Here is an 18,639-nt window from a genome sequence, read left to right as displayed (position 1 = left end):
GCTTCAGCTTCGGACCGGCGCCGCGTAGGCCGGCGCCTTGCGCAGGCGTTCCATGGGGAAGCCTGCGATTTCCTCGCATAATTTGAGGAGCGCGTCGGACGCGCGATCCATGAGGATTTCGCCGCGTAGCGCATCCGCCGCGGTGGCATCGCCACAGGCGCCTTCCCGGCAGAGATCCTGCGCCTGCCAGCCAAAGCCGACCTTACCTTCTGGCGTCAGCAGGCCGCCGGCTTTTTCCAGGTCGACCGAGAGCGGGACGAAATTCTTCGCATATTCCATCCGCACCAGATCGGGATGGATGGCGAGCATGACGCTGGTTTCGATTTCGCCGCCGTGAATGCCGTGCGTGCGTTCATGCTTGTCGAACAGGTCGTCCTCTTGCGTGATCCGCCCCCACATCGTGCCGACGGCCAGCATGGTGTGGCGAATACGCAATTCGCGGCAAACCATTTCGACGAGTTGCGGCTGGCCGCCATGGGCATTGACAATCAGCAACCGCTCGATGCCGGCGCGGCGGACGGAAGCGCCGATCTCAAGCCACATGTTGGCGAGGGTTTCGCGGGTGAAGGTGAGGGTGCCCGGAAAGGCCGTGTGTTCTTGCGACAGGCCAACGTTGAGCGCTGGTAGCACCAAAACAGGCGTTGTTTCGCTCATCTTGGTCACGGTGCGCGCGACCACCGCATTGATGATGGCGGCATCGACGCGCACTGGCAGATGCGGGCCGTGCTGTTCGACGGCGCCGACCGGGAGGACGGCGACGATGCGGCTCATGTCGAGGCTGGCGAAATCGCGTGTGGAGAGATCCCACCACCAGTGCGAGGGCAGTTTTTGCCCCAATGGCTTGTTCATGCCATGGCTCCCGCGGCGACGAGGGCTTGCAGATCGGCCTTGGAAATCTTGCCGGTTGGCGTCATCGGCAGTTCATCGACGATACGGATGGCGAGCGGCGCGAGGTCATAGCCGACTCTGCCTGTGATCGCCGCTTTCAGGCTCTCGCCGTCAGCCGTGGCGCCGTCGATCAATGTCACGAAGGCGGTGGGCAATTGACCGCTGCCGCCATTGGGCAGACCGATGAGCGCAGCCTGGCGCACGCCTGCCTGTTCGCACAAGGCTTCCTCGACGTCGCGTGGATACCAGGCGATGCCATCGACGGTGATGAGTTCGGCGCGGCGGCTGCGCAGGGTGATGTAACCGTCGGCATCGATAACGCCGAGATCGCCGGTGCGCAGCCAGCCGCCACGGGTGGCTTCCGCCGTCTTTTCCGGCTTGCCCCAATATCCTTTCATGAAGCCGCCGGTCAGAGCGATGTCACCGATTTCGCCTGTCGGCACCGGTTTGTCATCGGCGCCGAAAATGCGGACTTCCTTATCGGGCAGGGGCGGGCCGATGCGCACGAGATCGGCACCCTCGGGCACGAGTTCGGGATAGCCGAGCGCGACGAAGCCGCCGAGTTCGCTCTGGCCGTAGCTTTCGACGATCGGCAGGGAGAGCTTGTCGCGCCAGGCGGCCTTGAGGGTCGGCGGCAGCGGACCGCCGCCGGTGAGCGCCATGCGCAGCTTGCCGGGCGAGCGTCCGCGCGTTTCCGATTCCCGCAGCACTTCGTCGAGCAAGGTCGGATTGCCGATCAAGACTGTGGCGGCGGCGGCTTCGATGGCGTCCCAGCCGGTCGATTGCGTCCATTTGCCCATCACATGAATGCTGGCGCCGGCCGAAAGCGGTGGCAACAGATTGCCGACGAGCTGATAGGAACTCGACAGGGCAGTCGGGCCGAACGAAATATCGTGGGCGCGGATTTGCAGGCGCTCGGCGATGCAGCGGGTGGCCCGCACCGTCGGTTCATGCGCAAGGCAGGCGCCCTTCGGCTTGCCGGTGGTGCCTGACGTGTAGGACAGATGCGCGATAGCACTTTCATCGCCTGGATCGGGCGGCGGTGCGAAACCGGCATTCATCAGTTCGGGCAGGGACAGGGCGCCAGGCTGCGGGCCGTCCATGCAGATGAGTGTTTTGACCGATGGCACGGCACGCTGGGCGCGCAGCACCACGTCGTGCAAATCGTGGGTGTAGATGACGACCGACGGTTCGTGATCGGCCCAGTAATATTCGAGGTCGTCGGCGAATTTGACGTTCACCAGCGCGGCGATGGCGCCGATACGCCAGGCGCCGAGCATGGCGAGAAGATAATCCATGCCATTGTGGGCGAAGACGCCGACACGATCGCCCTTGCGCACGCCGCAATCGTGCAGCAGGCCGGCCATACGGTCCATCTGCTCGACGGCTTGCGCATAGGTGAGGAACTTGTCGCGATCGACCCAGCGCAGGGCTAGTTTGTCGGGGGTGCGTTGAGCGACATCGCTCAGAAGTCGATGCATCAGCATGGGAATGCGACCTGATTGAAGCCGGCGCAGAATGGCGCCTTGGCCCTACCTCAAACCGAAACCGTGAGAATGAGCCATATCGCGGCGCCTATAGGCGCTATTAAGCATTACCTTGACTATAATCCTCCAGCTTTCAACCCTGCTCTGCAAAGCCTTTGGATTGGCGGGGCCGGAGGGATTTGCGAGAACAGGGGTAAGAACGAGGACACGCAAGGACCACACCAATGGGCATCTTAATCAACGGCGTATGGAGCGATGAGCGCTTGGCGCAGGAGACGGGCAAGTCCGGCGAATTCCTGCGCGCGGACAGCGCGTTCCGCGATCGGATCAGCGCCGACGGCCGTTCGGGCTTTCAGGCCGAACCAGGACGCTATCATCTTTACGTGACCTATGGCTGCCCGTGGGCGCATCGCACCTTGATCTATCGGGCGGCGAAAGGGCTCGACGAAGCGATTAGCGTAAGCTGGGGCCTGCCGGATGAGCGCACCTATGGCTGGACGCTCGGCCGGCGCCCGCAATGGCCCGAATGCAATGGCGACGAGGTGAATGGCTTCACCTATCTGCATCAGGCTTATGCGGCGGCGAAGCCCGGCTATACCGGCAAGGTGACGGTGCCAACCCTGTGGGATAAGCAGACGAAGCAGATCGTCAACAATGAATCCTCGGAAATCATCCGCATGTTCAATGCGGAATTCCGTGGCATCGCCGGCAACGAGACGGATTTCTATCCGGTGCATCTGCGCGATGAAATCGACCGCATGAACGCCAAGGTCTATGCCAACGTCAACAACGGCGTTTACCGCTGCGGCTTCGCACAATCGCAGCAGGCCTACGAGCAAGCGTTCGACGACGTGTTCCGCGTGCTCGACGAATTGGAAGCCTTGCTGGACAAGCAGCGCTATCTCTGCGGCACGCAGATCACCGAAGCGGACTGGCGGCTGCTGCCGACGCTGGTGCGCTTCGATGTCGCCTATTTTCCCTTGTTCAAATGCAATCGTCAGCGCATCGCCGACTATCGCAACCTGTCGAACTATATGCGCGAACTTTGCCAATATCCGGGGATCATGGCGACGGTGAAGCCGCGTCACTATATCGCCAATTACTATTCCATCGCGCGGCTCAATCCGAGCGGCATCATTCCGAAGGGGACGCCGGTGGATTATGCGGCACATCATGATCGGGCGCGTCTCCCTGTCTGATCGCAGTTGAAGGATCGTTCATATGGCGGAGCGGAAATCGGCTCTTATCGTCGGGGCGGGCAGCGGGCTCAGCGCCTCGCTGGCGCGGCTCTTGGCCCGCGAAGGCTGGGCCGTTGGTCTCGCGGCGCGCAATGCGGACAAATTGTCGGCGCTCTGCGCCGAGACAGGCGCGAAGGCGTGGAGCTGTAATGCGGCGGACCCGGCGGCGATCGCCAAATTGTTTGAAGATGTCGAGGCCGCCCTCGGTGCGCCCGATGTGGTCGTCTACAATGCCAGCGCGCGGGCACGCGGACCGATTGGGGAGCTTGCACCGGAGGATGTGCGCCACGCGATCGACGTGTCGGCTTTCGCCGGCTTCCTCGTCGGACAGCAGGCGGCGCGGCGCATGTTGCGGCAGGGGCAGGGCGCGATCCTGTTCACGGGGGCTTCGGCCAGCGTGAAAGGGTTCCCGCAATCAGCCGCCTTCGCCATGGGCAAGTTCGCTTTACGGGGATTGGCGCAGAGCATGGCGCGCGAACTGGCGCCCAAAGGCATTCACGTGGCGCATTTCGTCATTGATGGCGGCATCGCCCGTGAAGGCCGCGCGCCGCCATCCGAAGCGCCCGATGCTCTGCTCGATCCGGATGCGATCGCTGAGACCTATCTGCAGGTCATCCGCCAGCCGCGCAGCGCCTGGACATGGGAAATCGAATTGCGGCCCTGGGTGGAGAAATTCTGAGTCTCGATAAAATGGCGGCGGAGTTTAACCCCGCCGCGATCTTCATTTTCAATGCGCCGTGGTGCCCCACACGTCCTGCGCCACTTCGGCGACGAGTTCGAGCTTCTTCTTCTCGATCTCTTCGGTGAGGCGATTGCCCGGCACGCTCGAGGCGAAGCCGCACTGCGGGCTGAGGCAGAGCTGATCGAGCGCGACATATTTCGAGGCTTCGTCGATGCGCTTCTTCAGGACATCCTTCGACTCGAGCGCTGCTTCCTTCGAGCTGATCAGGCCGAGAACCAGCTTCTTCTTGCCCTTGGGGAAGAAGCGCAGTGGGCCGAAACCACCGGCGCGTTCTGTGTCGTATTCCAGGAAGAAACCGTCGACTTCGGTGACGTTGAACAGAGCGTCGGCGACGGAATCATAACCGCCTTCCGCCATCCACATGCTGTTGTGATTGCCGCGGCAGGTGTGCAGCGTCACCGTTAACTTGTCGTCGCGGCCGGCGATCAGGCCGTTGATGATGCGCGCATAGGTCTCCGGCAGTTTGTCCGGATCGAGCCCGTCTGATTGCATCTGCTTGCGCACGCCGGCATCGCACATGGTGGCGAAGGAGACGTCGTCGAGCTGCAGATAGGTGCAGCCGGCGGCGACGAGATCGGCCACTTCAGCGCGATAGGCCTTGGTCATATCGGCCCAGAATTCATCCTGGTTCGGATAGGCCGCATCGGCGATCACCTTCTTGCCACCGCGCATATGCATATAGGTCGGCGAGGGGATGCAGAATTTCGGCGTCTTGCTCGTCACCGATTTCAGAAATTTGAAATGATCGACCATGATCGGCTTGGAACGGCCGACCTTGCCGGTCACGGCAATCATCGAGCTGGTGCTCTCGGTCTCGCCGCCCGTGCCTTTGAAGCTGACGGCATAATCGCTCTTGGTCGCTTCGATGCCATCGAAACCGGTGAGGAAGTCGACGTGCCAGATGGCGCGGCGGATTTCACCGTCGGTGATGGCGTGCATGCCGGCGGCTTCCTGGAGTTTCACCGCATCGCGGATGGCGTCGTCTTCGACGGCGCGCAGCGCTTCGGCATCGATCTCGCCGCGGGCTTTTTTGACACGGGCTTCCTTCACGGCCGGCGGCCGTAACAGGCTGCCGACATGATCGGCGCGGAATGGACCTTGAGACATATGACTTCCTTCTTGTGAGAGCGTGTGGATGGGAAATGGGGGGGCTTGAGTGCGCTGGTCAGTCTTCTTCGAGCTGACGGCGGGGCTCGGCGCTGTGGGCGGTCTGATCGCGCGTCAAGCGCATGCTGCGCTTCTGCGAATAGATGTGCTCGCGAAACAGCGCTTCGGCGCGGCTGCCTTCGCCGTTGTCGATGGCATCGACGATGGCGTGATGCTGGCGATGGGCATGCCAGAGGGCATCGAACATTTCCGGCAAGCCGTGTCGATCGAAGGCAATGGCGGCGGGGGAGGCAAAAGGAATACGGTCGATGCGCTCCAGCGTGTCGCGTGCGAAGCCATGTTCGGCGGCGTCGGTGATGGAGCGGTGGAATTTCAGATTGACGCGGCTGTAGGTCGCCTCGTCGGCTTCCACCAAATGCCGCTTGGCAAAGATCTCGTCGCCTTCGGCGAGGCTGTCACGCAAGGTGCGCATCAGGGCGCGTGGGGCGCCGCGTTCGGCGACGATGCGGGCGGCAAGGCCCTCCAGGGCGCCGCGCACTTCCACGGCTTCGAGAATTTCGAGAGTGGTGAAGGCGCGCACCGAATAGCCGCGCGCGCCGGCGGGAACCAGCAGGCCTTCCTCGGCCAGGACAGGCAGGGCTTGGCGAACCGGGGTGCGTGACAGGCCGAGCATGTCGGCGACACCGGCCTCGGCGAGGCGTTCGCCGGGCGCGAGCTGCCCTTGCAGAATCATTTCGCGGATTTTCATCACCGCTTGGGACTGCTGCGTCATGGCGCTCCCTCCAGGCCCCATCCCTCAGGTGCCGCGACCCTAGGCAATGGGATCCCATTTTGTCAAATAGGCTCCAAACGACATCGGTTCTCTGTGGACGCGCCCATGGACGAAGCTTGGCGGGAGGGCTATCACCCAAGACAAATCGGGCAAGACAAATCGGGAGGATGTCGTGACCCCAGTTCTATCGCTGCCCCGGCTGTTTCTGGCCGCTGGCGCCATCCAAGCTTTGCCGCAAGTCTTGAGCGAACTCGGCGTCCGTCGGCCGCTGCTGGTCAGCGACCGCAATCTGGCTGCTTGCGGTGTTCTCGGGCAGGTCGAGGGCGCGCTGAAGGGCAAAAGCGATTACGCCGTCTTCGATGCCATTCCGGAAAACCCGACATCCGCCGGCGTCCTTGAAGCGTTTGCCACCTATCGCGAAAGCAAATGCGATGGCGTCGTCGCGATCGGCGGTGGCTCGGTGATCGACAGCGGCAAAATGCTGGCCATTTTGGCGGTTCAGGGCGGCATGCCGGACGATTACCTGGGCGCGCCGGACAAGGTGAAAGCCGTGGCGCCGCTGATCGTTCTGCCGACGACGGCGGGCACGGGCAGCGAAGCCTCGCCGGCCTCAAGCATTCACCCGACACCCAGCGAACGGGGCCTTGGCGTCGCCTCGCTGCTGCTAGTGCCGAAAGTGGCGATCTGTGACCCGGAACTCACCTATACCTTGCCACGGCGGCTGACGGCGGCGACCGGCATGGATGCGCTGTCGCATTGCATTGAGGCGGTGTTCGCAGCGCCTGAAAACCCGATGGCCGAAGCGATGGCTTACGACGGCATCCGTCGGGTGAGCGGGTTTCTGCGCCGGGCGGTCGAAAATGGACGGGATCCCGAAGCGCGGCTGCAAATCATGGCCGCCGCTTTCATGGGCGGTGTCGCCATCCACAAGGGATTGGGGCCGGCCCATGCGATCGCCATCGCCTGCGGCGACCAGGACGTCAACCATGGCGTCCTGAGCAATATCGGCGTGGTCGCTAGCCTCGATTTCGTCGCGACTCACGCTCCGGAACGGGCCCAGCGCATGGCTCATGCCATGGGGCTCGCCGACGGCGTTTCCCTAAAAGACGGGGTGATTTCCCTTTCCCAGGACATTGGCCTGCCGCTCACCCTGAGCGCCGCCGGCTATCGCGTGCGCGATCTGGGAGAGGTTGCCCAAGCGGCTCTGGATACCCATTTTAACCGTACTGCGGCCCGCAAACCGACGCTCGACGACTATCGGGCGATGATCGGTGCGGTCATGTAAATGTCGCAGAACGCGTGGATTGCCCGTTTCTCGGTGGTACGGGCTGGGCGGAAATAATCATTTTCCTTGCGATCCGCGCGAAAACTGCCTATCGAACCGCCGCCTTTCCGCCGCGCCCGTGTCGACGTGCGTCCCATGGCGGATTCTAACTTTTGGGAACACCGGAAAGTACCATGGCGAAGGAAAAGTTTGAACGGAACAAGCCGCATTGCAATATCGGCACGATCGGTCACGTTGACCACGGCAAGACGTCTTTGACGGCAGCGATCACGAAGATCCTGGCCGAGACGGGCGGCGCGACGTTCACGGCGTATGACCAGATCGACAAGGCGCCGGAAGAAAAGGCGCGTGGCATCACGATCTCGACGGCGCACGTCGAATACGAGACGAAGAACCGCCACTATGCGCACGTCGATTGCCCCGGCCACGCGGACTATGTGAAGAACATGATCACGGGCGCGGCGCAGATGGACGGCGCGATCCTGGTTGTGTCGGCGGCCGACGGCCCGATGCCGCAGACGCGCGAGCACATCCTGCTGGCGCGCCAGGTCGGCGTTCCCGCGCTGGTGGTGTTCATGAACAAGGTCGACCTGGTCGATGACCCGGAACTGATCGACCTGGTCGAGATGGAAGTGCGCGAGCTCTTGTCGAAGTACGACTTCCCGGGCGACGACATTCCGATCACCAAGGGTTCGGCGAAGTGCGCGCTCGACAACACCAACCCGAAAATCGGCCATGACGCCGTTCTGAAGTTGATGCAGACGGTCGACGAATACATCCCGCAGCCGGAGCGTCCGGTTGACCAGCCGTTCCTGATGCCGGTCGAAGACGTGTTCTCGATCTCGGGTCGCGGCACGGTGGTGACGGGTCGCGTCGAGCGCGGCATCGTCAAGGTCGGTGAAGAAGTCGAGATCGTCGGCCTGAAGGCGACGGTGAAGACGACGGTGACGGGCGTTGAAATGTTCCGCAAGCTGCTCGACTCGGGGCAGGCTGGCGACAACGTGGGCTGCCTGCTGCGCGGCACGAAGCGCGAAGACGTCGAGCGCGGCCAGGTGCTGTGCAAGCCGGGTTCGGTGAAGCCGCACACGAAGTTCAAGGCCGAAGCCTACATCCTGACGAAGGATGAAGGTGGCCGCCATACGCCGTTCTTCACGAACTACCGTCCGCAGTTCTACTTCCGCACGACGGACGTGACGGGCATCGTGACCTTGCCGGAAGGCACGGAAATGGTGATGCCGGGCGACAACGTGACGATGGACGTGGCGCTGATCGTTCCGATCGCGATGGAAGAGAAGCTGCGCTTCGCCATCCGTGAAGGCGGCCGCACCGTCGGCGCCGGCGTCGTCGCTTCGATCGTCGAGTAATCGCATCGTCGAATAATTTCGACGCAAGATTGCCGCATTATCGCGGATTAAAGGGGAGCCTCCGGCTCCCCTTTTTGTTTGTTTTGGCGTTGAATGGGGCGGTGAGGGCTGACGTGCAGGAGTTCGCAATGATCGTTTCCACCACCAATGACATTTCCGGTTACAAGGTTGTCCAGCATCTCGGTGTCGTGCGCGGGATCACCGTGCGGTCGCGTTCCGTCGTCGGCAATTTCGTCGGTGGCGTGCAGTCGATGTTCGGCGGCAAACTGTCGGTCTATGTGAACCTGGCCGAGACCGCCCGGCAGGAGGCTTTCGACCATATGGTCGAACATGCAACCCAGGGCGGTGCCAATGCCATTATTGGCATGCGTTACGATGCCAATGAGATCATGGACGGGATCACCGAAGTGTTGGCCTATGGCACGGCGGTGCGGGTGGAACCCGCTTGATAAGGGGAACCCCGGCGGGGTGGACGGGCAAGGGGTGACTGGACTGGGTGACTGGGGTAGAGATGCCACCCGTGTGCAATGCACACAGCTTTTCGATCGCAGGCACCTTTGATCGCGAGACCGATGCAGACCGATTTCTTCCGCATGCCCGGCCAGGACCCGCATAAGGCGCGTGCGCGCGCCATTCTGGCGGCGCATCCCGAGGTGCGTTCTCTATTCGGCCGCAATCCCTGGACGGCGGCAATCACGCTGGGGATCGTCGCCGCACAGACGGTCATCGCCTGCTATCTCGGCACATTGGGCCTGTCCTATTGGTGGCTGGCTGTGCTGGTGGCGATCAGCATCGGCGTGTTCGCCAATCATGCGCTCTATGTGGTGATCCACGACGCGACCCACGAAACGGTTTTTCGCAGCCGTTTCCTCAACCGGGTGGTGCTGGTCGTTGCCGATCTGCCCAATGTGGTGCCGGGCGCCATGGGGTTTCGTGGTTACCATCTGCATCATCATTCCGGCCGCAGCCGCTATGACGGTGATCCGGATCTGCCGAACGAATGGGAAGCGCGGCTGGTCAAGAACATCTGGTGGCGCAAGGCGATCTGGCTGTTCTGCTTCCCCTTCCTGCAGATTTCGCGCGTGCATCGTGTGCCGCCGGTCAACCTGTTCAGTGGTTGGGCCATCGCCAATTATGTCGCCTGTGCCGCCTATGCCGGGGCGATCTGGTACGTCTTTGGCCTCAACGGCGTCGTCTATCTGTTCGCCTGTTTTTGGTTCTCAACCGGGCTGCATCCGCTGGGCGCCCGCTGGATTTCCGAGCATTACACGCTCGATCCCGATCAGGACACGTCGAGCTATTATGGCCCGATCAACAAAGTGGCGCTGAATATCGGCTACCACAACGAGCACCACGATTTCCCGCGTGTGCCCTGGAATCGGCTGCCGGAACTGCGGGCGATGGCGCCGGAATTTTACGACAATCTGGCTGTCCACACCTCCTGGACCCGGCTTTTCGTCGATTTTCTGTTCGATCCCCGCTACACGCTGTTCGCGCGGGTGGTGCGGACGGCTTGAGCCGACTGCATTTTCGGCGTTTTTGTCTCTGAAAATACACAAAAGCGCCCGTCGTCCCCGTTGCAATCCGGCGGCGAATACGGCAAGAGAAGCCGCCTGACGGCATACAGGAGTGTAGCTCAACTAGGTTAGAGCGCCGGTCTCCAAAACCGGAGGTTGCGGGTTCGATTCCCTCCACTCCTGCCATCTGTATTTTTTCGCCACATTTTCAAAGCTTTAGGCCGGTTGGCTCTGAGTTGCCGTTTACCGGTGTTTTGGTGGCCGACCGCTGAACGCGTGGCGTGCCGGCAGGGCGGGAAGCGGCGAAGTCGCGCCGCTGCGCCAGCCGCTGGCACGGGGCCGTTCGTAGACACGGTAGGGCCGATAGATCGGGTGGTAGCCGCCATAATAGCCGTAGCGATATTGATAGCGGTGGTTCGGGAAGACCACGGGCGAGGAGCCGTAATAGGCGTAGGTCGGATAATCGCCAGGCCCCACCGGCATGCAGCCTGCAAGGGAGATCGCGCCGCCTACGACCGAAACGACAAGCACGGCGGATTTGATCAGCGACATGGCAGCGTCCTCAGGCGTCAATTCGGTCCGCCGAGAGGATGATCCCGCGTGATCGCGCCGTCCAGCCGATTCAGATCGACGCGGCGACAAAATGCTTCGTGCCGGCTAGACTGAGCCGTCCTCTGCGGGCTCTCGCACGGCTCCTTGATCAGAAGAGGATCAAGATCATGAGTGCAACGCGCATTCCAGCAAAGCTGATTTCGATCTTCGGCTGCCTCGCCGGACTGGTGCTTATGTCGGGGAGTTTTGCGGCCGGCTCAGCTCAGCGGGTCGTCACGTGTCCGTATTTGAAATCAGGATTGCAGTTCGACGTGCCCGCGAAATTCGGCGACATGCCGGCGATCGATTTCGATTATCCGGCGAAGGCCAGTCAGTTCAGTTTGCGCGACGGCAATTTGTTGTTGGTGGCGATGGATGAATCCGAACCGTCCCGCGTGCGGATCGTCATCTCGGCCCAATTGAACAAGACCAGGGGAACCTATGACGGTCAGATCCTGGTCGATATGGGCGGGAACCAAATGCAGCTCTACAACGGTTCAGTCCATTGCAAAGTGGCGAGCGGGGCTGCGACGCACTAGCTCGCGCGCCAATCGCGCCGTTAATCTTCGTCGTCCTCGTCTTCGTCATTCATATCGCCGAAGCCTTGCGTGTAAGCGTTACAGCCGGCGCGGAAGGCATCGTAAAACCTGTCGCAGCGATAAGCTTCCGTCACGTGGTTGCGCAGTGCCCAAAAATATCCAGCCGAAAATCCATCGCTTTCTTCCGGCAGCCATTGAGCGGACGCCGGTTGCACTGCGCCGATAAGAACCGCGATCAAAGCAGGAGCGAAAATTTTCATCGAGAACCTCTAAGGCACGTTCGCGTGAGAAGCTGCGCGTGAGAAGCAGTACACGGCGAATCTGTAAGAGGCCACTGGGGCAGCACGATGTCACTTTGCTGACCGCAGGCTGACTCTTGTTACATTGTTTTGCAGTTTCGAACGTCACAAAAGAATTTGCGAAAGCCGATTTGATTCAGTCGCGCTCTTCCCCACGCACGCGCCGAACGAGCCCACGGAAGCCGACAAACAGAACAAAGAAGAAAGTCACAAGCAGGCCCAATATGCCGATGCTTGTGCACACGAACATCAATGCTTCTTCCACTACGACCACTCGAACTCGGAAATGGGCTTGAATCAGGGTGCGCGGTCGCGAATCGAAATCAGCAGGGCGCCCGTAACAATGCCCCTCTTGAACTACGGTTTTCTTGGCAATTGTGTGTCCGACCGAGCAGTCGTCGGTCGCAAAGCGCGAAAGCCAACAATTTTAGTGATTTCGATTTCCGGGCGTTGAGGGGTTTTGCGGCAGGGTAGGCGGACGACGGAGTTTCTCCATGAAATCGCTGATCCTGCTCGCTACCGCCGCTGCCCTTGTGTCCGCCACCGCTGCCGAGGCCAAGGGGTTGCGCATCCGCATTGGCGGCCCCAAGGCCTATGCGACGGCGCCGACGCCCAAGCCGGTGTCTCAGACCATGCCTGGGGGTCGACCTCTGTCGGCGTCCCAGCCGATGCCCGTGCCGCAGCGCGCGACCTCCTCGGGTGGGGTTTTCATCATACCGGGCGCCGGGGTGGGGGCGAGCCGGGCTTCGGCCTCGTCGCTCGATCAGCGTCGCGGGCTGCAATCGGACTGGCAGGTGCCGGAAGCCCGCCAGCAGGCCACGCCGGATTGGTTTAAGGCCGCGGCCGCTGAAGCCGCGCGCAGTGCGTCGCCCCACGAGCAATCTACGCCGATGCCACGTCCGCAGAAGGCGTCTTACCAATGCCCGCCGGGGCGGCTCGTCGGCGGCTTCTGCGTGCTGAACTGACACGGCGCGGCTTGACCGGCCCGCTCCGTCGCTGAAATCCTTTCCATCTGCCATGATCGACGCAGAGGCGTCGCAACCGCCGTGTTTCATCGCGGCGTTCATTGCGGCGTTCTTGGCGGCAGAAGGAATCGCGCGGGGCATATGGAAACTTTCGAGTGGATCATCATCCTGCTGCTGGGCGCGGCCCTGCTGACGATGTTGGCGCGTCGGCTGGGCGCGCCTTATCCGACCTTTCTGGCGATCGGCGGGGTGCTGATCGCTCTGGTGCCGGACAGCCCGCAGTGGACGCTTGATCCGCATCTGGCGCTGGCGCTGTTCGTGGCGCCGGTGCTGCTTGATGCTGCCTACGATACATCCGTGCGCGATCTGCGTGACAACTGGCTGCCGGTCGCCGGGCTGGTGGTCATGGCGGTTATTTTGACGACGATTTGCGTGGCCGTCACGGTGCGTTGGCTGGTGCCCGGCGTGTCGTGGCCTGTGGCGATCGCGCTGGGGGCGATCGTCGCGCCGCCGGATGCGGCGGCCGCGGCCGCCATCATGCGCCAGGTCGGCCTACCGCATCGCCTTTTGAAAATTCTCGAAGGCGAAAGCCTGCTCAACGATGCGAGCGCGCTGCTGATCTACAAACTGGCGTTGATGGCGGTCGTCGCCGGTGGTCTGTCGCCCAACAGTTTTACGCCTGTCCTGCTTCTCACGCTACTGGGCAGCGTTGCCGCCGGCTTTCTTTGCGCTCTTGTCTTGCGACCGTTGATGGGGCGGCTCGAAGACGTGTCGACGGCCTTGATCGTGCAATTCGTCACCACGTTCGGCATCTGGATTTTTGCCGAACGGATTGGCCTTTCCGGCATTCTCACCATCGTCGTTTATGCGATGACGATTGCGCGGACCGGGGGCGTGCGCATGCCGGCGCGGCAGCGCGTGCCGGTTTACGCCGTTTGGGAAACGGTCGTCTTCATTCTCAACGCTTTTGCCTTTGTGCTGATCGGCATGCAGTTGCGGCCCATTTGGGAGCGGCTTTCGGCGGATCTGCGTTTTGAATATCTGGTGACGGCAGCAACCGTTCTTCTCGTCACCATTCTCATCCGCTTTGCCTGGGTGATGAGCTACAACAAGCTCATTCGGGTGCGCATCGCGCGCCACGGCTTTCATCCGCGCCGGCCGATGGCGCAGCCGACGGTGGGTGGCGCGGTGGCCATTTCCTGGGCCGGCATGCGTGGCATCGTGACTTTGGCGGCGGCTTTCGCGATCCCTGAAACACTGCCGAACGGCGCGCCGTTTCCCTATCGTGATCTGATCCTGCTCACTGCTTTCGCGGTCGTGCTGGGGACGCTCGTCATTCAGGGGCTGACGTTGAAGCCTTTGATCCGTTGGCTCGGTCTCACGGATGATGATCCGGTGGGCCACGAGGTGAAGCTGGCGCGCACGCAGGCTTATCGCGCAGCGCTGGCCACCATCGAAAAAGATACGACCTTGCATGGCATCATCCTGCGCAAGGAATACAACGCCGCCGTCGAGCTCAATGAAAGCGATGGCGCGCCGACGGGCGATACGCCAGGCGGCCCGTTGCGCCGGGAAGCGATCGCCGCTGCGCGCCAGCGCGCCATTGAGCTGCGCCGCCAAGGGGTGATCGGCGACGATGCCTATCATATCCTCGAAGAAGAGCTGGATTGGGCGGAGATGAGCGCTGGCGGGGCTCGCCGGAGCTAGAGCAAAGCAAGACGTCGGAGGTGAGAAAGTTTCCCTTGCATGGGGTTGTTCCTCAGAATCGCGCGAGCCCCCCCTCCAGACACCTCCAGCCTGCGCCGCCGCCGCAGTGGAACCATGCTCAAAATACAAAGGGAGAGCGGCGGAATTATGCTCTCGCTCTACCGCGCAGCCAGCGCTGCCGACAGATCGAGCCCCTTGCCTAGGGCATAGACCGTTCGACTGACCGGCACCGGCTCGTTCAATCGGTCGGCGATCTCGACGATGCAGCCGAGGAGACCGTCGATCTCCAGCCGTCGGCCGGCATCGGCATCTTCCAGCATGGAGGTGCGGAAGTTGCCGAGCTTGGCGGTGATGACGAGCCGTTTGTCGGCCGGCATTTGCGCTGTCATGTCGAGGCGGCGGCCGACGGCTTCGAACTCGGCCATCATCGCCAGCAACAGATCGCGCAGGAGCGGCGTTTCGAGCAGCGGCGTCGCCGACAGGCGCGTCAGGGCGCTGAGCGGATTGGTGTTGGAATTGCCGGCGAGCTTCATCCAGATTTCGGAGCGGATGTCGTCGGTAACAGGGCAGTGCGCGCCGCCGCGCTCGACGATATCGGCGAAGCTGCGCGTCAGTGCCGAGGTTTCGCGCGCCGCATCGCCGACGATCAGCCGGTCGATCTTGACGACGCGAATGGTGCCGGGCCGTTCGACCCGTGTCGAGGCGTGAACGACGCCGCCGATCGGTCGGCAGGGCGCGAAAGCATTGGCGATGGTGCCGTCGGGGTCGAGACTGTGCAGCGCTGTGCCGGCCAGCGGACCGCCTTCAAGAAACCACCAGGGCAGGCCGTTCATCGCCGTCATGACCGCCGGTCCTTTGGCGAGGACCGGTGCGAGGCCACGGGCGGCTTCCGCGAGCGCGTGGGTTTTGACGCTGAAGACGATCAGATCGGGGACGGGCAGATCGGTGGGATCGGAGGCCGCAGGCAACGGGAAAGCCGACGTGGTTTCGCCGTCCTGCAGGATCAGGCCCTGTTGGCGTACGGCCTCGAGCGTGGCGCCGCGCGCCAGCAGCGACACCTCGGCGCCGCCGCGCGCGAGGACGGCGGCCAGCCAGCCGCCGATGGCGCCCGCGCCGACAATCATGATCTTCATAGCCATACTTTCATGCGAAGCGAGAACGCGAATTTATTGACGATAGCTCTGATCGACCTTGTCGATCTGGCGCACGAGCGCGTTGAACACGTCAACGCCCGCGCCATAGTCCGGGTTGAATTGCAGGGAAATCCGCGTGCACTGTTCGAGAACGGGTTCGGGGATGGGAATGAGAGGACCCAGCGATTGCGCCGCGACCTGGATGTCGCAGGCGCGTTGCAACGTCCACAGATAGGCGAAGGCCTGCGGCAGTGTTTCGCCCCAGGCGAGCAGACCGTGATTGCGCAAGATCATGACGGGTCTGCCGTCAAGACTGGCCAGCATGCGCGGCCCTTCGTCGGCGTTGACCGTGATGCCTTCGAAGTCGTGATAGGCGATACGGCCGTTGAGTTGCGCCGAATAGAAATTGGTCATCGACAGGCCGTCTCTGAGGCAGGCAACCGCCAGGCCCGAGGTCGTGTGGGTATGCATCACGCAATGGGCCGTCTCGATATTGCGGTGAATGGTCGAGTGGGGCGCGAGTCCCGCCGGATTGACCGGATAGTTCGAGTCCGAGAGCTTGTTGCCGTCGAGATCGATCTTGATCAGGTTCGACGCTTGAACCTCGGAATAGTGCAGGCCGAACGGATTGATGAGGAAATGCCGCTCGGGCCCTGGCACGCGCAACGTGATGTGGTTGTAGATCAGCTCGGTCCAGCCCAGATGAGCGAAGATGCGGTAGCAGGCGGCAAGCTGAACGCGGGTCACCCATTCTTCGCGGCTGATGCCTTTCAATCGTGTCTCGCCGTAATCGATGCTGATGTCATGCTGCTTGGCCATGCGCCCTCCGTCGGTCTGGCGATGCATGCTTCCACATTTCGCCGCCGATTTCGACGACTGGCTGAAGCCTTTCGCCGCTTCAGGAGACGGTGAAAGACTTCAGGTTCTTGTTTTGGCGCGTTTTCTTCACACGAACCGGCATCCACTTCGCTTGAAAACGCTTTGGTTGGCGTCTCGCAATCGTGATGAATGTCAGGGGATGACGGCCACCCGGCATGTTGCATGCTTAGCTTTTGGGGCCACATGATGTTGAGGGGCAGGCGTTGCCTGAGTCTGGCGCGCGCCCCAAAGAAACGAGGTTGCGACATGACGCTGCCGAGAATTGCCGCCGTTGCCGCGGCCGTGCTTATGGCTGCCGCGCCGGTTCGGGCGGGCGCCATCGAGGGCACGTATCGGGTTGAGGGTAAAAACCCCTCCCAGGGCAGCACCTATACGGGCGAGGCGCAGATCAAGCAGACTGGCCAGACCTTCGCCGTGATCTGGCGGATCGGCGAGTTGCGCCAGATCGGCACGGGCGTGGTGATCGACAATGTATTTTCGGTGGTGTTCCAGTCGATCATTCCCGGCCGGGCGGCGGGGCGGCCTGGAATCGCCGTGTTTCAGATCGATAACGACCAGATCCGCAGCGGCATCTGGTCGACCCTGGGTGACGACACGACCGGGCAGGAGATCTGGACCGCGTCCGACCGGCATTGATCCGGGTTGATCGGCGCTGGAGGGCGTCTCAGAAAACGCTTGGCGTCGGGCGCAAGTGCCGCTATAAGCCCGCCATTGTGGCGCGCGACCTCCCGGTCCCGCGCCGCGATCATTTTCGGGAGTCGGTCGGCTTCTTCAGAAGTCGGCGATTTTCCGCAGCAGAGTTGAGCAATGGCTAATCCGTTCGAATTTCTTCAGCAGGTCCGCTCGGAAGCGTCCAAGGTCACTTGGCCGACGCGCCGGGAGACGCTGATCACGACGGGTCTCGTGATCCTGCTGGTGGTCGCGTCGAGTTTGTTTTTCGTCGCCGTGGATCAGAGCATCCGCCTGATTCTTGGCTTTATTCTCACTCTTGGCAAGTGAGCGGGATTTAGCCGATGCCGATGCGCTGGTACATCGTTCACGCCTATTCGAACTTCGAGAAGAAGGTCGCCGAATCCATTCGCGAATTCGCCGCGCAGCGCGGCCTCGCGGACAAGTTCGAGGAAATCCTCGTTCCGACCGAGAACGTGGTGGAAGTGCGCCGCGGCCGTAAGGTCAACGCCGAGCGCAAGTTCTTCCCGGGCTACGTCCTGGTGAAGTGCGATCTGACGGACAATGTGTTCCATCTGATCAAGAACACGCCGAAGGTGACAGGCTTCCTGGGCGCCGATAATAAGCCGATGCCGATCTCGGATGCCGAGGCGGATCGGATCAAGGGTCAGGTTCAAGAGGGTGTGGAGCACCCGAAGCCGTCGATTTCCTTCGAAGTCGGCGAAACCGTGCGGGTGTCGGACGGTCCGTTCGCCTCGTTCAACGGCATCGTCGAGGAAGTCGACGAAGGCCGCTCGCGGGTCAAGGTCGCGGTGTCGATCTTCGGCCGTGCGACGCCGGTCGAACTGGAATTCACTCAGGTCGAGAAGACCTGAGGGAAAACTCTGCCCGATCGGGCAGGGCAAACGTGGCGGGCATGCCCGGAGGCCATCCGGGAGTTCATGTCAGACCACGGACTTCAACCGTCGCGCGGCCAAGGATGGCCGTGACGACATCGTGTGGAGACTATTATGGCAAAGAAGATCGCGGGTTACGTGAAGCTTCAGGTGCCGGCCGGGGCGGCCAATCCGTCGCCGCCGATCGGCCCCGCGCTGGGTCAGCGCGGCCTGAACATCATGGAGTTCTGCAAGGCCTTTAACGCAAAGACCGCGCAGATGGAGAAGGGTGCGCCGATTCCGGTGGTGATCACCGCCTATCAGGATCGCTCCTTCACTTTCGAAATGAAGCAGCCGCCGGTTACCTTCTTCCTCAAGAAGGCAGCCAACCTGAAGCTGGGCAAGAAGCCGGCTTCGGGCTCGAAGACACCCGGCCGCGGTTTCGTCGGCAAGGTGACGAAGGCCCAGGTGCGCGAAATCGCCGAGAAGAAGATCGTTGACCTCAACTGTCACACGATCGAAGCGGCGATGTCGATGATCGAAGGTTCGGCGCGGGCCATGGGCCTGCAGGTGGTGGAGTAA

21 protein-coding genes and 1 tRNA gene are annotated in these 18,639 nt (G+C 62.1%); 14 read left to right on the top strand and 8 right to left on the bottom strand.

The window, feature by feature from the left end:
* Positions 1 to 3: 3 nt before the first annotated feature.
* Both OIM99_RS18565 and OIM99_RS18560 read right to left on the bottom strand, forming a co-directional pair.
* On the bottom strand, positions 4 to 849 hold the full coding sequence (locus tag OIM99_RS18565) for a creatininase family protein (protein ID WP_311851938.1): 846 nt from the start codon (positions 847 to 849) through the stop codon (positions 4 to 6).
* Complete coding sequence (locus OIM99_RS18560) at positions 846 to 2,375, bottom strand: class I adenylate-forming enzyme family protein (RefSeq protein WP_311851937.1); 1,530 nt, start codon at positions 2,373 to 2,375, stop codon at positions 846 to 848. The genes OIM99_RS18565 and OIM99_RS18560 overlap by 4 nt, the downstream gene beginning before the upstream one ends.
* A gap of 224 nt (positions 2,376 to 2,599) precedes the next feature.
* On the opposite strand from OIM99_RS18560, the gene OIM99_RS18555 reads away from it, so the two are divergent.
* Positions 2,600 to 3,574 (top strand): glutathione S-transferase family protein, encoded by a 975-nt coding sequence (locus OIM99_RS18555; RefSeq protein WP_311851936.1) that lies wholly within the window; start codon positions 2,600 to 2,602, stop codon positions 3,572 to 3,574.
* 22 nt (positions 3,575 to 3,596) lie between these two features.
* Positions 3,597 to 4,292: an SDR family NAD(P)-dependent oxidoreductase gene (locus OIM99_RS18550; protein WP_311851935.1), complete on the top strand. Its 696-nt coding sequence runs from the start codon at positions 3,597 to 3,599 to the stop codon at positions 4,290 to 4,292.
* A gap of 48 nt (positions 4,293 to 4,340) precedes the next feature.
* Here the strand turns inward: OIM99_RS18550 and OIM99_RS18545 are convergent, their stop codons facing one another.
* Together OIM99_RS18545 and OIM99_RS18540 are read right to left on the bottom strand one after the other, a co-directional pair.
* Positions 4,341 to 5,462, bottom strand: a complete 1,122-nt coding sequence (locus OIM99_RS18545; RefSeq protein ID WP_311851934.1) for a 5-methyltetrahydropteroyltriglutamate--homocysteine S-methyltransferase — start codon at positions 5,460 to 5,462, stop codon at positions 4,341 to 4,343.
* 58 nt (positions 5,463 to 5,520) lie between these two features.
* Positions 5,521 to 6,234 (bottom strand): GntR family transcriptional regulator, encoded by a 714-nt coding sequence (locus OIM99_RS18540; protein ID WP_311851933.1) that lies wholly within the window; start codon positions 6,232 to 6,234, stop codon positions 5,521 to 5,523.
* 172 nt (positions 6,235 to 6,406) lie between these two features.
* Here OIM99_RS18540 and OIM99_RS18535 point away from each other — a divergent pair, with 172 nt between their 5' ends.
* From OIM99_RS18535 to OIM99_RS18515, 5 genes are all read left to right on the top strand, one after another.
* Positions 6,407 to 7,519, top strand: coding sequence for an iron-containing alcohol dehydrogenase (locus OIM99_RS18535; RefSeq protein ID WP_311851932.1), 1,113 nt, complete (start codon positions 6,407 to 6,409; stop codon positions 7,517 to 7,519).
* A 173-nt stretch (positions 7,520 to 7,692) separates the two neighbouring features.
* The gene (gene tuf / locus OIM99_RS18530) at positions 7,693 to 8,883 is read left to right on the top strand and encodes an elongation factor Tu (RefSeq protein ID WP_311851911.1); all 1,191 of its coding nucleotides are present in this window, start codon (positions 7,693 to 7,695) and stop codon (positions 8,881 to 8,883) included.
* A gap of 128 nt (positions 8,884 to 9,011) precedes the next feature.
* On the top strand, positions 9,012 to 9,332 hold the full coding sequence (locus OIM99_RS18525) for a YbjQ family protein (protein ID WP_311851931.1): 321 nt from the start codon (positions 9,012 to 9,014) through the stop codon (positions 9,330 to 9,332).
* Positions 9,333 to 9,455: 123 nt separating this feature from the next.
* Positions 9,456 to 10,400, top strand: coding sequence for a fatty acid desaturase (locus tag OIM99_RS18520; RefSeq protein ID WP_311851930.1), 945 nt, complete (start codon positions 9,456 to 9,458; stop codon positions 10,398 to 10,400).
* A 108-nt stretch (positions 10,401 to 10,508) separates the two neighbouring features.
* Positions 10,509 to 10,586, top strand: a tRNA-Trp gene (locus tag OIM99_RS18515).
* Between the two features lie 57 nt (positions 10,587 to 10,643).
* Here OIM99_RS18515 and OIM99_RS18510 read toward each other — a convergent pair.
* The gene (locus tag OIM99_RS18510) at positions 10,644 to 10,973 is read right to left on the bottom strand and encodes a hypothetical protein (protein WP_311851929.1); all 330 of its coding nucleotides are present in this window, start codon (positions 10,971 to 10,973) and stop codon (positions 10,644 to 10,646) included.
* 146 nt (positions 10,974 to 11,119) lie between these two features.
* Here OIM99_RS18510 and OIM99_RS18505 point away from each other — a divergent pair, with 146 nt between their 5' ends.
* Positions 11,120 to 11,530: a hypothetical protein gene (locus tag OIM99_RS18505; protein WP_311851928.1), complete on the top strand. Its 411-nt coding sequence runs from the start codon at positions 11,120 to 11,122 to the stop codon at positions 11,528 to 11,530.
* A 20-nt stretch (positions 11,531 to 11,550) separates the two neighbouring features.
* On the opposite strand, the gene OIM99_RS18500 is transcribed toward OIM99_RS18505, so the two are convergent.
* Positions 11,551 to 11,790 carry a hypothetical protein gene (locus tag OIM99_RS18500; RefSeq protein ID WP_311851927.1) on the bottom strand — a complete coding sequence of 80 codons (240 nt, stop codon included), beginning with the start codon at positions 11,788 to 11,790 and terminating at the stop codon, positions 11,551 to 11,553.
* A 533-nt stretch (positions 11,791 to 12,323) separates the two neighbouring features.
* Here OIM99_RS18500 and OIM99_RS18495 point away from each other — a divergent pair.
* Positions 12,324 to 12,794 (top strand): hypothetical protein, encoded by a 471-nt coding sequence (locus tag OIM99_RS18495; protein ID WP_311851926.1) that lies wholly within the window; start codon positions 12,324 to 12,326, stop codon positions 12,792 to 12,794.
* 141 nt (positions 12,795 to 12,935) lie between these two features.
* Entirely contained in the window at positions 12,936 to 14,501 is a 1,566-nt protein-coding gene (locus OIM99_RS18490) for a Na+/H+ antiporter (RefSeq protein ID WP_311851925.1), read from the top strand.
* A 158-nt stretch (positions 14,502 to 14,659) separates the two neighbouring features.
* Here OIM99_RS18490 and OIM99_RS18485 read toward each other — a convergent pair whose 3' ends face one another.
* Both OIM99_RS18485 and OIM99_RS18480 read right to left on the bottom strand, forming a co-directional pair.
* Entirely contained in the window at positions 14,660 to 15,640 is a 981-nt protein-coding gene (locus tag OIM99_RS18485) for a 2-dehydropantoate 2-reductase (protein WP_311851924.1), read from the bottom strand.
* A 27-nt stretch (positions 15,641 to 15,667) separates the two neighbouring features.
* A complete protein-coding gene (locus tag OIM99_RS18480; protein ID WP_311851923.1) occupies positions 15,668 to 16,453 on the bottom strand; it encodes a class II aldolase/adducin family protein in 786 nt (261 codons plus the stop codon).
* A 306-nt stretch (positions 16,454 to 16,759) separates the two neighbouring features.
* On the opposite strand from OIM99_RS18480, the gene OIM99_RS18475 reads away from it, so the two are divergent.
* From OIM99_RS18475 to rplK, 4 genes are all read left to right on the top strand, one after another.
* On the top strand, positions 16,760 to 17,149 hold the full coding sequence (locus tag OIM99_RS18475) for a hypothetical protein (RefSeq protein WP_311851922.1): 390 nt from the start codon (positions 16,760 to 16,762) through the stop codon (positions 17,147 to 17,149).
* 171 nt (positions 17,150 to 17,320) lie between these two features.
* Positions 17,321 to 17,512: a preprotein translocase subunit SecE gene (gene secE / locus OIM99_RS18470; protein ID WP_311851921.1), complete on the top strand. Its 192-nt coding sequence runs from the start codon at positions 17,321 to 17,323 to the stop codon at positions 17,510 to 17,512.
* A 14-nt stretch (positions 17,513 to 17,526) separates the two neighbouring features.
* Positions 17,527 to 18,057, top strand: coding sequence for a transcription termination/antitermination protein NusG (gene nusG, locus OIM99_RS18465; RefSeq protein ID WP_311851920.1), 531 nt, complete (start codon positions 17,527 to 17,529; stop codon positions 18,055 to 18,057).
* A 135-nt stretch (positions 18,058 to 18,192) separates the two neighbouring features.
* Complete coding sequence (gene rplK / locus OIM99_RS18460) at positions 18,193 to 18,639, top strand: 50S ribosomal protein L11 (RefSeq protein ID WP_311851919.1); 447 nt, start codon at positions 18,193 to 18,195, stop codon at positions 18,637 to 18,639.

This window comes from Methylocella sp. CPCC 101449 (genome assembly GCF_031921685.1).
GTDB lineage: Bacteria > Pseudomonadota > Alphaproteobacteria > Rhizobiales > Beijerinckiaceae > Terripilifer.
Note: the sequence above shows the minus strand (reverse complement) of the source record. Positions and strands in the feature narration are given on the sequence as shown.